The sequence below is a fragment of the Acinetobacter sp. UBA2063 genome (assembly GCF_002333245.1).
Lineage (GTDB): Bacteria > Pseudomonadota > Gammaproteobacteria > Pseudomonadales > Moraxellaceae > Acinetobacter > Acinetobacter parvus.
The window spans coordinates 1-11,997 of the sequence record NZ_DDAH01000271.1 but is presented as its reverse complement, the minus strand read 5'-3'; the positions used below and the strand labels follow the sequence as shown (position 1 = coordinate 11,997).

The following is an 11,997-nucleotide window of genomic DNA, read 5'->3' as shown; positions in this document are numbered from 1 at the left end:
GCCCCAGACCGTACCAAACAGGCCGATATAAGGGGCAACAGAACCAATACTTGCCAATGCGCCTAGACCTTGCTCCAATCTGCCCTGATCACGGCTTAAGCCAACACGAAGAATACGTTCAGTTCCCTCGATGGTCTGGTTGGTGTCGGCCTTACGTTTTTGCAGTTTAAAGAACTCACCCAAACCCTGATAAAAAATATCTTCCAAGCCACGACGTTTAGAGTTGAGCTGGGCATTATTGTATAAGGTATTCAGTTCGGCACCTGACCAGAATATTTTTTGAAAATGCTCATCATCCTGCGCTGCCTTTTTAAAGCCCATATATAGTTTGGCGATCAAATACCAGCTGAAAATAGAAGCAAGTAACAGGATCAACATGACCAATTGTACGACAGGGCTGGCCTGTAAAATCAGGTCAGAAATGTGCAGGGAAGATTCTAAATTTGTTGCCATAAGTTGAGTGCCGAAAGTTTATTTTTAGTCCTGTGCCAATTCTTTTTGAATCAGGTCACGAATTTCATCAGGAAGTCTGCGTGGCATCAAGTCCTTGTTTAAACATGCCAACGTAACCTCACCTGAAGCCAGCAAGATTTCACCACGATAAATATTTTGTTGCAACACAAATGACGCGGCTTTACACGAAATAACACGCGCTGTAACGGTAATTAAATCATCCATTAATATAGGGCGTACATATTTGACCTGAATCTGGTGGACAACAAAGCTATAATCCTTTTGATGCCAATAGTGTGCTATGCCTGTGGAGCGTAGCCATTCTGTACGGGCACGTTCCATAAAACGGATGTGGTTGGCATGGTAGACAATCCCGCCCGCATCTGTATCTTCGATATATACACGAATATTAAATTCAAAATGATTGGCCATGATGACATCCTTATACAAAACTCCCCTGAATATTCAAGAGAGTTGGAAGAAATTTAAACTTATGTTTCTGGCGGAGTTAATCCAAACTGTAAATAAGCCATGTTGGTCGCAATTCGACCACGTGCGGTACGCATCACATAACCTTGTTGAATCAAATATGGCTCAATCACATCTTCAAGTGTTCCACTATCTTCTGCCATCGCGGCTGCTAAAGCTTCAACACCTGTTGGACGACCTTCAAAACGCTCAAGTAACATGCTGAGATAACGGCGATCCAGTGTATCCAAACCTGCCTTATCCACATTCAGCATATCCAAGGCACGTTGGGCCATATCCTGAGTCACTTCACCTGTACCCTTGACTTGGGCATAGTCACGAACTCGACGTAACAGACGGTTGGCAATACGAGGTGTACCACGAGAACGGCGAGCAATTTCCATTGCACCATCATCTGTCATGAGTACATCCATCAAACGTGCAGAACGCCCAACGATATAAGTCAAATCTTCAACTGAATAAAATTCCAAACGTTGCACAATCCCGAAACGGTCACGTAAGGGTGAGGTGAGCAGACCAGCACGGGTAGTGGCTGCAACCAGTGTAAATGGAGGCAAGTCCAGTTTAATTGAACGGGCAGCGGGGCCTTCGCCAATCATGATATCCAGTTGGTAATCTTCCATCGCTGGATAAAGGATTTCTTCAATCACTGGAGAAAGGCGGTGGATTTCATCAATAAAAAGAACATCGCCCTCTTCAAGATTGGTGAGCATTGCGGCCAAATCGCCTGCACGTTCCAACACAGGGCCAGAAGTTGATTTTAAATTACCGCCCATTTCCCGAGCGATAATATTGGCCAGTGTAGTTTTACCTAAACCAGGTGGACCAAAAATTAGGGTATGATCGAGTGCTTCACCACGTCCACGTGCGGCACCAATGAAGATTTCCATTTGCTCACGGACTACAGGCTGCCCAATATAGTCTGCCAATGAAGTTGGACGAATTGCACGATCAAAATGATCTTCTGGTTTTTCTGTTCCGCTAATAAGACGATCTTGCATATAGGTATTACTTCATCATGGATTTAAGTGCCGCACGAATAATATCGGCAGATTCTGTATAGTCTGCCTTAACGGCTGCAACCGCTTTTTGTGCCTCAGTAGGTTTATAGCCGAGTGACTGCAATGCCGCTTCGGCTTCAGCAACAGGTGAGTTTGCCATAAACTGGATTTGAGCCGTGGTTGGGCTTGCATTGCTACTACTGGTTGACTGTGCCAATGCCTTGAAGCGATCCCGTAATTCAATCATCAAGCGTTCAGCAGTTTTCTTACCAACCCCAGGAACCTTGATTAGGGTGTTGATGTCATCGTGTTCAATGGTATGAATCAATAGCTCAACATTTAATGTGGATAATATTCCCAAAGCCATTTTAGGACCGACACCATTCACTTTCAGCAAAGTGCGAAAAATGGTTTTTTCCTGCGCATCGTTAAAGCCATAGAGTTGCTGGGCATCTTCACGGACCACCAAGTGCGTCCATAATGTCACTTTCTGGCCCTTTTGTAATTGGCAAAATGTCGAAAGTGGTGTGTCTATTTCATAGCCAACACCATTCACATTGAGTAAAACTGTTGGGGCTTCCAAGGCAAACACTTCGCCAATTAAACATCCGATCATTGAGTCATTTTCACTTATTTATTAATGGTTGAATAGTAGAGGCCATTTGCTCTAAACGCAAAATGGCTTTTCATATTTATTTGTGATTTCGCGTGGATTTTATTCAAATCAATCAAAATAAAAATAGCCTGAGTAAATCTTATTTCTTAGAAGAACCCAACTTTATTGCCTTGTAACTCTTGCGCTAAACTATAAGCTTGATGGTCAGAAAACTTACTAATAATATCCAGAACTTGCATAATATTATGGTAATGGTTGTTCTGGAAATGTGCGCCCGAATGTTGCAAAATTGACATCAAACGCTGTTCCTTAAAGCTGAGGGCTTTATGTGGCATGGTCAATGGTACGAAAGCATCTAAAATCGTCTGTAAACTTTGATGCGCAATGATTTCCAGACCTGATTTTTGTGGATGCTCAAAAATCCGATCTTTGGCAAGATTCTTGGCAGTTTGAATACCTGCCTCAATATCAGGTGAACAATATTGCAGTAAACTGCCTTGAAGCTGTCCTGTCAGGATTTCATACTGATATTTGGCAAAAGCTGTGGTGACTTCGTCGACCAGACGTTTCATCACACGGCCACGCAGGGCAGCGATTTTTTGTTGCCATGTGGTATGTGGTAAATGCAGCTCTTCTGGATAGCCATAATCCACAATCAGGTTCAGGAAAATAGGCTCAACTTCGGCATAATTCAGCATGTTGAGGATGATGCCATCTTCCAGATCAATCAATGCATAGCAAATATCATCGGCTGCTTCCAATAAATAAGTGAGTGGATGACGGCAATAATGATATTCGCCCAACTGAATTAGTCCGAGTTGCTCGGCAATTTGTTTTAAAATTTCTTTTTCAGATTGATAGCAACCAAACTTGGCTCGCTTATGTGACGGAATATCACCTTGTTCCTCAATGGTTTTGGAAAGCCATGGATATTTTAAATAAGCCCCCAATGTGGCATAGGTTAGACGCATACCACCATCGTCAGGATGATAGTCAATACGGCTTAACAAACGAAGTCCTTGCGCATTACCCTCAAATTGACGGACATCGGCTGCTTCTTCTGGCGTGAGTTTAGTTAAAAAGTCCCGATGTGAGGCATCATCAAACCATTCACGAATCGCATATTCACCTGCATGACCAAAAGGTGGATTGCCAATGTCATGGGCCAAACAGGCTGCCTGAATAATCGCACCGACATCCGCAGGGGAAATCCACATGGGTAGTTCATCTTTAATCTTCTCCGCAGCCAGCATGCCCAGAGAGCGGCCAATACAGGAAACCTCAAGCGAATGGGTAAGGCGGGTATGGATACCATCATGTTGAGTGAGTGGGTGAACCTGTGTTTTTCTATTCAGTTGACGAAAGCTTTGGGAAAATATAATTCTGTCGTAATCTTTGTGGAATGGGCTTCGGGCCAATTCTGTACTGCTTTTTTTACTGCCTAAACGAATTGCGGAAAGCAATTCCAACCAACGCATTTGTTCCATTGATTATTATTCACTATGAGTTCAGCTTTATCATGCCAAAAAAAAGATGAAAGCACTAGGGTAGGGCGACACAAGTTGTCTTTGGATCATGAAGTGAATCAGAATTCTATATTTCATCTATCTTGGTAATTAAAGTTGGGCGGCGTAGAAAAAGAGTCCCAGACTGGAAATGTGATGCACTCTACAAAGCAAATGAATTGTTACGAATATGGAAAAGCGATAAAGCGAGAAGAAATTAAATGACTTGGCATAGAAAACTCTGATTTTTAAGATGGATATGGCTAGCTGAAAGCAGGCTTTCACAGTAGAATATGCGCTCTCTCATAAGTCACATTGCGGTAGGTTGGTTAGACCTGCCCGTGGAGCCAAAGTCAGCATGTTTATCGTGGCCGGTGCAGCAGCACATTCTTCTTTTAAGAAAGCTCAACTCTTAAACCGTTTAGCGTCAATGAGTTCTGTTCAATCTTTTGACAGCCAATGGGTCTATTTGTTTGATCAAGCGCTCAACGAGCAGCAACATCAATCGGCATTACAATTGTTAAACGATGGTCAATCTTTTGAACTTCGCCAGGCTGCAAGTGATGAGATCCAGATTTTAGTGACACCACGTGTTGGCACAATTTCGCCTTGGTCATCTAAAGCAACCGATATTTTCCAGAACTGCAATACCCCAATTCACCGCTTAGAGCGTGGTCTGTTATTTACATTAAAAGGTGTAAATGAGATTTCGAACGAAGTGAAATTGGCCTTACATGACCGTATGACAGAAACTGTTTTTGCTCAAATTGATGATGCAAAAGCATTATTTACTGAAACAGCACCAAAGCCATTGAACTCAATTGATATCTTGGGTCAAGGAAAACAAGCGTTAGTCAAAGCCAACAATGAGTTTGGCTTTGCTTTATCTGAGCAGGAAATTGATTATCTAACCGAAGCATTTACTAAGCTGGGTCGTAATCCAAATGACATCGAATTGATGATGTTTGCTCAAGCAAACTCTGAGCATTGTCGTCATAAAATCTTTGGTTCTGAATGGACAATTGATGGTGAAAAACAGCCATTGTCATTGTTCCAAATGATTAAGAATACCTATAAAGAATCACCAACGGATGTGTTATCCGCCTACAAAGATAACGCGTCTGTGATCGTGGGTTATGACACCATGCGTTTTTATCCAAAAGCGGATGAAAATGGTCACTTTGTCTATAAGTATAAGAGTCAAGCTGCCCACATTTTAATGAAAGTGGAAACCCATAACCACCCAACCGCAATTTCTCCATTTGCGGGAGCTGCAACAGGTTCGGGTGGTGAGATCCGTGATGAAGGTGCAACAGGTCGTGGTGGTAAACCGAAAGCAGGTCTAACTGGCTTTACCGTTTCAAACTTAAATATTCCAGGTTTTGAACAGCCTTGGGAAGAAAATTACGGTAAACCGAGCCGTATGGCATCACCACTTCAAATTATGATTGAAGGTCCTTTAGGTGGCGCTGCGTTTAACAACGAATTTGGTCGCCCTGCATTAAATGGTTATTTCCGTACCTTTGAACAGAATGTCAATGGTGAAGTGAAAGGTTTCCATAAACCAATTATGATCGCTGGTGGTTACGGTAACATTCGTCCTGATCATGTAGAAAAAGATGCAATCCAACCAGGTGACTTGCTCATTGTATTGGGTGGTCCTGCCATGTTAATCGGTCTTGGTGGTGGTGCTGCATCTTCTGTCGATAGCGGAACCATGGGTGAGAGCTTAGACTTTGCTTCAGTACAACGTGAAAACCCAGAAATGGAACGCCGTTGCCAAGAGGTGATTGATACCTGCTGGCGCTTAGAAGATTTTAACCCAATCGTATCTGTACATGATGTCGGTGCGGGTGGTTTATCCAATGCGATGCCTGAACTTGTGAATGATCATGAGTTAGGTGCTATATTGAACCTTCGTAAGATTCCATCTTTAGAGCCAGGCATGAGCCCGATAGAAATCTGGTCAAATGAAGCGCAAGAGCGTTATGTACTTGCAATCCGCCCAGAATCTTTAGAACAGTTTGAAGAAATTTGTGCCCGTGAGCGTTGCCCGTTTGCGGTACTCGGTGAGGCGACTGAAGCGCGTCACTTAACGGTTGAAGATCCTTTGTTTGAAAACAAGCCTGTCGATATTCCAATGCAGGTGATCTTAGGCGGTACGCCACGTATGCAACGTTCATATGAAACGATTGAACGTACGGGTAACGACTTTGATGCTGCGAAAGTTGATTTGAAAGATGCGATTTTCCGTGTATTGAAAAACCCAACAGTTGCGTCTAAATCATTCCTGATCACCATTGGTGACCGCTCCATTACTGGTATGGTTGCACGTGATCAAATGGTTGGCCGTTGGCAGGTGCCTGTCGCAGATGCAGCGGTAACGACGACAAGCTTGCAAGGCTTCACGGGTGAAGCGATGGCAATGGGCGAACGTCCACCTGTGGCATTGTTAAATCCTGCGGCATCGGCTCGTTTAGCGGTTGCGGAAGCGATTACCAATATTGCTTGTGCCAACATCGAACAAATCAGCGATATCAAACTTTCTGCAAACTGGATGGCAGCGGCAGGTCAAAAAGGTGAAGACCAAGCTTTGTTTGAAGGTGTGAAAGCGATTGGTATGGAAATGTGTCCTGCATTGGGTATCGCAATTCCAGTCGGTAAAGATTCACTTTCAATGCGCACGACTTGGAATGACGGCGAAGATAAAGCGGTGACTTCACCAATGACAGGCGTGATCACTGCATTTGCCCCAGTGTTAGATGTTCGTAAAACATTAACCCCTGAACTCAAAAATCTTACAGATTCAGTCTTAGTTCGTATCGACTTATCGAAAGGTCAGTTCCGTTTAGGTGGTTCGATCCTTGCACAAGTGTACAAAGCGATTGGTTCTGTGACACCTGATGTTGATAGTTTTGATGACTTCAAAGCATTCTTTGCCTTGATTCAAGACTGGAACAATCGTGGTGTGATCAAGGCTTACCATGACATCGGTGATGGCGGTTTATTGGCGACTGTTGCTGAAATGATGTTTGCTTCACGCTTAGGTGTAACATTAGAAAATCAATCAACAGAAAGCTTATTTGCTGAAGAAATTGGTGCAGTACTGCAAATTACTGCTGCTGATTGGGCGCAGTTAGAAGTTGAAGTTGCAGCGTCGAGCCTGAAAGATACAATCGCGGTTGTGGGAAGTGTCAATACAACAGATCAATTGGTTGTCAATGGTTTAACGCTTGAGCGTGCTGAATTACAACAGGCGTGGGCAGAAGTGTCACATCAAATTCAGCGCCTACGTGACAACGTTGAAACGGCTGATCAAGAATTTGCTTTAATTGCAGATAAAAACCACAAAGGTTTAATTGCTCAAGCAACTTATGATTTAAATGAGCCAGTAGAAGCGCCATTTATCAATACACGCCGTCCAAACATGGCCATCTTGCGTGAGCAAGGTGTGAACGGTCATGTTGAAATGGCAGCTGCTTTTGACAAAGTCGGCTTCAATACCATCGATGTACACATGAGTGACTTGCTTGCAGGTCGTGTGAGCTTAAGTGACTTCGAAGGTTTAGTGGCTTGTGGTGGCTTCTCATACGGTGACGTAATGGGCGCTGGTGGTGGCTGGGCGAAATCAGTATTGTTCAATGCCAAGTTACGTGACCAGTTTGAGCAGTTCTTCCATCGTGAGAGCACTTTCAGCTTAGGCGTATGTAACGGCTGTCAAATGATGTCGCAACTTGCACCATTGATTCCAGGTGCAGAGCATTGGGGCCGTTTCCATCGTAATACCTCAGAAGTCTTTGAAGCGCGTGCGGTCAACGTTCGTGTAGAAAAATCAGTTTCGGTATTGCTTGAAGATATGCAAGGTTCGATTTTACCAATCGCCGTGGCGCATGGTGAAGGGCGTTTAGTTGCAAATACGCAGCAATTGGCTGCTTTAAATGCTGAAAACCAAGTGATTTTGCGTTATGTGGATAGTTTGGGGAATCCAACGCAGCACTATCCATTGAACCCGAATGGTTCACCTGAAGCGATTACAGGTTTAACATCTAAAGATGGTCGTGCAACCGTGATGATGCCACATCCAGAGCGTAACTTCCGTGCCTTACAGCACTCTTGGAAGCCTGAAGACTGGGCCGAAGATGGGGCATGGTTACGAATGTTCCGTAATGCACGTAAATTTATTGGTTAATATAAATCAAGAAATAAGCCACCATCAGGTGGCTTATTTTATTGTTAGATTCAATATAAAATAACGATGAATGAACAAGAACAATGAAATCAAAAAGAATATGCTAAAACTTATTTATTATGTACCTGAATCACATCTTGAATCAACCAAACTTGCTGTTTTTGAAGCGGGTGCAGGTGGGATAGGGAATTATGAACACTGTGCATGGCAAGTGAAAGGCATCGGGCAGTTTAAGCCGGTTAAAGGTGCAAATCCATTTTTAGGGCAGTTGGATGAACTGGAACAGCTTGAGGAATGGCGGGTAGAAACCATTGTTACAGAAGAAAAGGCACGTGCTGTCGCAAAAGCATTAAAGGCAAGCCATCCTTATGAAGAGCCTGCCTTTGAGTTTATTCAAATATTAGATATTGAATAATTTTTTAGACTTTTTGAATAAATAAATCACGGTCAAAACGATATTGCGGGAAAAACACACCATCTGTAGCACGCTCACCAGCACCAATCACCATGACAGGATATTGTTGATCATTGAGTTTCAGGATTTTACGAACCAAAGGTTCATCAAAACCTTCCATCATACAACTATCAAAACCATAGGCACGTAATGCCAATACAAGGTTTTCACAGGCTAAAGCTGTGGTTTTAGTTGCCCATAATTTGGCATCGGCAGGGTTAAATGCAGTTACAGGAAGTTGTTTATCAAGTGTGCGGGCTACTTTAAATGCAACTTTTTTAAAGTTACCTAATGCATTGAAATAACCAGTTTTATAGTTGTACGGAATAAAGCGGTAATATTTTTGTACCATTGCAGGGGCTTCAGGAAATGGAAATTCACTAATATTGCGTTTTGCCATTTCATCAACACGATCTGTACGCGCTACGCATACGATCAATTCTGAGGCAGTTTTAGCAGCAAGTTGTCCTAAACACGCTTTAACCAGTTGCTTTTTCTTACTCGGATTTTGCACCACATAGAATGTCCAAGGCTGTAAGTTTGATGAATTGGGTGCAAGCAATGCCAAATCTAAGCATTCATCTAAAATTTCACTTGGAATCGGTTTATCCGTGAACTTACGTACTGAACGACGGCTTTCAATCACCTTACGGAAATTGTCAACATCAATGTCCTGTGGCGCGGCTTCGTAATAACGTTTCTTTTCAGTTTGTGTGTGTTCTGACATGAGGAAAGTGTCATCCTAAAGTTATTTTATATTTAAATTGGGACGTTCAATAAAAAAACCACCTCGATTTTGCAATGAAGTGGTTTTTTTCATTAATGAGTGATTACCTCATTAATTGAACTGGGAAAAATCAGGTTTACGCTTTTGCATAAATGCCTGTACCGCTTCCATCATTTCAGGTGAGCGGACACGTTGCATAAAGATTTCAGCTTCTTCATCGACACAAGCAATAATTTCAGCTAAGTCTTTTTTCATGAGCGCTTTGCTTTGTTTTAGAGATGCTAAAGGTAATGCTGCTAAATGTTGAGCGGTTTGTTGAGCTGTTGCATAGGGATCTTCAACAACGTCATTTACAAGATTTGCTTTTACTGCTGTTGCAGCATCAAATTTCTTCGCTGTGAATAATAATTCAGCCGCTTTTTGATAGCCTGCTTGTTTGACCAATAAACGACTCGCAGCACCTTCTGGAGAAAGACCAAGGCTCACGAATGGAATTTGGAATAGGGCAGTATTGTCTGCAAATACGATGTCAGCATGTAATAAGATTGTTACACCAATACCAATTGCAACACCTTTCACTGCGATAATGAGTGGCTTAGAAAAACGAGCCGCAGCTTTTAATAATACAAATGGAGGTTGATCACCCGCTTTGCCTTCATATGGCTTTTGCATAAAGCCCATGAAGTCTTTCATGTCATTACCCGCAGTAAAATCTTGTTCTGCACCACGTAAAATCACAACACGTACATCTTTATTTGTATCGGCTTCATCTAATGCTTTTGCAATCCATAGATAAAGTTCGCCGTAAAGTGCATTCTTTGCTTCTGAACGGTTAATGGCTAAGGTGAGTACGCCATCTTCTAAATTTGCTTGCAAATGTTGATGAGGTTGTTGAATACAGCTAAGTGTCATCGTACTATCCTTGCTTTAATCCAGATTGATTTTTTAAGTGCTCTCATTATGTCGCATATTTGCGTTACATGGTGCAACTGATGAGTTCACAAAAAGTGAAATTACGCCTATGTACACATTTGACTATCTTGTTTTTATTGGACGCTTTCAGCCTTTTCATTTGGCACATCTACAAACGATTGAAATTGCGTTGCAGCAAAGTCAGCATGTGATATTGGCATTAGGTTCAGCACAATCAGAACGGAATATCAAAAATCCATTTTTAGCCCATGAACGTGAGCAAATGATTCTTGCCAATTTCCCTGAGGATGAGCAAAAACGGATTCACTTTGTCCATGTAGTCGATGTGTATAACGATGAAAAATGGGTTAAACAGGTTAAAGATTTAGTCAATAAAGTGGTTCAGCCAAATGCAAAAGTAGGTTTGATTGGTCACTTCAAAGATGAATCTTCGTATTATTTAGCTTTATTTCCAGAATGGGAAATGGTTGAGTTAGATAGCTTAAAGGATTCTATTTCCGCTACGCCTATGCGAGAAGCCTATTATCGAGGTGAGATTCAGACTGAATTTTTCCCTAAAGGCACAGTCTATTTTCTTGAAGAATTTCAAAAAACATCAACTTACCAGACCTTACAACAAAAGTTTAATGCCAATGACCGTTCCAATATTGAGGCATCATCAGGTAGGGAGATTAAGCATCTTCCCAAAAGATGATTCGGTTTGAAAATGGATCGGTGATGCTCAGTTCCAGAGTTTACCAGTCTGTTTTTTCAATTTGGGGGTTAGTGAATGTACCAGACTGCATCAGGCTTCCTCTCAACGAACACCAAAGTGAAACTTGCCTTTTGTTACCTAGGCTTACGAAGCTCCTTGCAGTGCTTTCAAATCTTCAAGCACCTGTTCGGCATGTCCCGCCGCTTTTACTTTTCTATAGCTTTTAACCAGTTGTTTGTTATGGAAAATAAAGGTGGAGCGTTCAATCCCCATCACCTGTTTGCCATACATATTTTTTTCCTTAATCACATCGAAGTGTTTACACAGCACTTCTTCTTTATCGCTAATCAGGTCAATGGCCAGTGCCTGTTTTTCGGTAAAGTTCTGGTGTGCCTTGACCGAATCGCGTGATACACCAACAATTTTACAGTTCAATCCATCAAACTGGTCTTTTAGGCAGGAAAAGCCAACCGCCTGGGTTGTACAGCCAGGGGTTGAATCTTTTGGGTAAAAATATAATACCAGCCATTCATTTGTGAGTTCGGCTAGGTTGATTTCGCCCTGAGTGGCTGGAAATCCTTGATTGGGTAACTGGATTTGTTCAGACATTTTGTATCCTTTGCCTAAGCTAAATTTGATCTGATTCAAGGGCTAAAAAAACATATTCTTCATCATAAACAATATTTCCATGACGTACAGGAATAGCTTTGTTAAAAATCCGCCCCCTCAATCACAGTGGTATGGAATTCTCCCCCTTTTTCAGCATAAAGGAAAGTTTAACAGAGCCTACAAAAAAGCCTGCATTTATGCAGGCTTTAATCTGAACAATACAAGCTTACTTTTTAGGAGCTTGTTGCTGAGCAGCTTTCATTGCTTCTTCAGTTAACTTTTCAAGCTTAGACACCAGTGGTGCACCTAGGCAAGCCTGTAAATCCT

At 42.2% G+C, this 11,997-nt stretch carries 11 protein-coding genes and 3 pseudogenes; 3 read left to right on the top strand and 11 right to left on the bottom strand.

The genetic code is table 11. The features are described 5' to 3' along the window. The 5 genes from B4H32_RS12675 to B4H32_RS12655 all read right to left on the bottom strand — a co-directional run. On the bottom strand, nucleotides 1–453 hold a 453-nt coding region (locus B4H32_RS12675), incomplete at its 3' end, for a MotA/TolQ/ExbB proton channel family protein (RefSeq protein ID WP_286803390.1). A 24-nt stretch (nucleotides 454–477) separates the two neighbouring features. Continuing rightward, on the bottom strand, nucleotides 478–885 hold the full coding sequence (gene ybgC, locus B4H32_RS12670) for a tol-pal system-associated acyl-CoA thioesterase (protein ID WP_004676848.1): 408 nt from the start codon (nucleotides 883–885) through the stop codon (nucleotides 478–480). A gap of 59 nt (nucleotides 886–944) precedes the next feature. Beyond that, nucleotides 945–1,943 (bottom strand): Holliday junction branch migration DNA helicase RuvB, encoded by a 999-nt coding sequence (gene ruvB, locus B4H32_RS12665; protein ID WP_286803386.1) that lies wholly within the window; start codon nucleotides 1,941–1,943, stop codon nucleotides 945–947. A 7-nt stretch (nucleotides 1,944–1,950) separates the two neighbouring features. Further along, complete coding sequence (gene ruvA, locus B4H32_RS12660) at nucleotides 1,951–2,559, bottom strand: Holliday junction branch migration protein RuvA (protein WP_286803384.1); 609 nt, start codon at nucleotides 2,557–2,559, stop codon at nucleotides 1,951–1,953. A gap of 146 nt (nucleotides 2,560–2,705) precedes the next feature. Further along, nucleotides 2,706–4,046 (bottom strand): deoxyguanosinetriphosphate triphosphohydrolase, encoded by a 1,341-nt coding sequence (locus tag B4H32_RS12655; protein ID WP_004676853.1) that lies wholly within the window; start codon nucleotides 4,044–4,046, stop codon nucleotides 2,706–2,708. A 376-nt stretch (nucleotides 4,047–4,422) separates the two neighbouring features. Between B4H32_RS12655 and purL the strand changes: the two genes are divergently transcribed. Together purL and B4H32_RS12645 are read left to right on the top strand one after the other, a co-directional pair. Next, entirely contained in the window at nucleotides 4,423–8,253 is a 3,831-nt protein-coding gene (gene purL / locus B4H32_RS12650; RefSeq protein ID WP_286803382.1) for a phosphoribosylformylglycinamidine synthase, read from the top strand. A gap of 100 nt (nucleotides 8,254–8,353) precedes the next feature. Further along, complete coding sequence (locus B4H32_RS12645) at nucleotides 8,354–8,668, top strand: NIF3 1 (RefSeq protein ID WP_010589174.1); 315 nt, start codon at nucleotides 8,354–8,356, stop codon at nucleotides 8,666–8,668. Between the two features lie 4 nt (nucleotides 8,669–8,672). Here the strand turns inward: B4H32_RS12645 and B4H32_RS12640 are convergent, their stop codons facing one another. Next, the gene (locus B4H32_RS12640) at nucleotides 8,673–9,434 is read right to left on the bottom strand and encodes a nitroreductase family protein (RefSeq protein WP_004682672.1); all 762 of its coding nucleotides are present in this window, start codon (nucleotides 9,432–9,434) and stop codon (nucleotides 8,673–8,675) included. A 111-nt stretch (nucleotides 9,435–9,545) separates the two neighbouring features. Continuing rightward, on the bottom strand, nucleotides 9,546–10,346 hold the full coding sequence (locus tag B4H32_RS12635) for an enoyl-CoA hydratase-related protein (protein ID WP_004769583.1): 801 nt from the start codon (nucleotides 10,344–10,346) through the stop codon (nucleotides 9,546–9,548). A gap of 109 nt (nucleotides 10,347–10,455) precedes the next feature. Between B4H32_RS12635 and B4H32_RS12630 the strand changes: the two genes are divergently transcribed. After that, on the top strand, nucleotides 10,456–11,061 hold the full coding sequence (locus B4H32_RS12630; RefSeq protein WP_004676866.1) for a nicotinate-nicotinamide nucleotide adenylyltransferase: 606 nt from the start codon (nucleotides 10,456–10,458) through the stop codon (nucleotides 11,059–11,061). Here the strand turns inward: B4H32_RS12630 and B4H32_RS12625 are convergent. The 4 genes and pseudogenes from B4H32_RS12625 to B4H32_RS12610 form a co-directional block, all read right to left on the bottom strand. Continuing rightward, nucleotides 11,039–11,137 (bottom strand): annotated as a pseudogene (locus tag B4H32_RS12625) (glyoxalase/bleomycin resistance/extradiol dioxygenase family protein); the annotation flags it as partial. The gene B4H32_RS12630 and the pseudogene B4H32_RS12625 overlap by 23 nt on opposite strands. Before the next feature lie 68 nt (nucleotides 11,138–11,205). Further along, nucleotides 11,206–11,670 (bottom strand): peroxiredoxin, encoded by a 465-nt coding sequence (locus tag B4H32_RS12620; RefSeq protein ID WP_004777279.1) that lies wholly within the window; start codon nucleotides 11,668–11,670, stop codon nucleotides 11,206–11,208. A gap of 19 nt (nucleotides 11,671–11,689) precedes the next feature. Next, a pseudogene (locus tag B4H32_RS12615) lies at nucleotides 11,690–11,819 on the bottom strand (ATPase); the annotation flags it as partial. A 77-nt stretch (nucleotides 11,820–11,896) separates the two neighbouring features. Further along, nucleotides 11,897–11,997 (bottom strand): annotated as a pseudogene (locus B4H32_RS12610) (hypothetical protein); the annotation flags it as partial.

Excerpts from the sequence above, each read along its gene's own strand:
- B4H32_RS12635 (WP_004769583.1), bottom strand. The coding sequence starts at position 10,346 with ATGACACTTAGCTGTATTCAACAACCTCATCAACATTTGCAAGCAAAT.
- purL (WP_286803382.1), top strand. The coding sequence starts at position 4,423 with ATGTTTATCGTGGCCGGTGCAGCAGCACATTCTTCTTTTAAGAAAGCT.
- B4H32_RS12640 (WP_004682672.1), bottom strand. The coding sequence starts at position 9,434 with ATGTCAGAACACACACAAACTGAAAAGAAACGTTATTACGAAGCCGCG.
- ruvB (WP_286803386.1), bottom strand. The coding sequence starts at position 1,943 with ATGCAAGATCGTCTTATTAGCGGAACAGAAAAACCAGAAGATCATTTT.
- B4H32_RS12620 (WP_004777279.1), bottom strand. The coding sequence starts at position 11,670 with ATGTCTGAACAAATCCAGTTACCCAATCAAGGATTTCCAGCCACTCAG.
- B4H32_RS12630 (WP_004676866.1), top strand. The coding sequence starts at position 10,456 with ATGTACACATTTGACTATCTTGTTTTTATTGGACGCTTTCAGCCTTTT.
- ybgC (WP_004676848.1), bottom strand. The coding sequence starts at position 885 with ATGGCCAATCATTTTGAATTTAATATTCGTGTATATATCGAAGATACA.
- ruvA (WP_286803384.1), bottom strand. The coding sequence starts at position 2,559 with ATGATCGGATGTTTAATTGGCGAAGTGTTTGCCTTGGAAGCCCCAACA.
- B4H32_RS12655 (WP_004676853.1), bottom strand. The coding sequence starts at position 4,046 with ATGGAACAAATGCGTTGGTTGGAATTGCTTTCCGCAATTCGTTTAGGC.
- B4H32_RS12645 (WP_010589174.1), top strand. The coding sequence starts at position 8,354 with ATGCTAAAACTTATTTATTATGTACCTGAATCACATCTTGAATCAACC.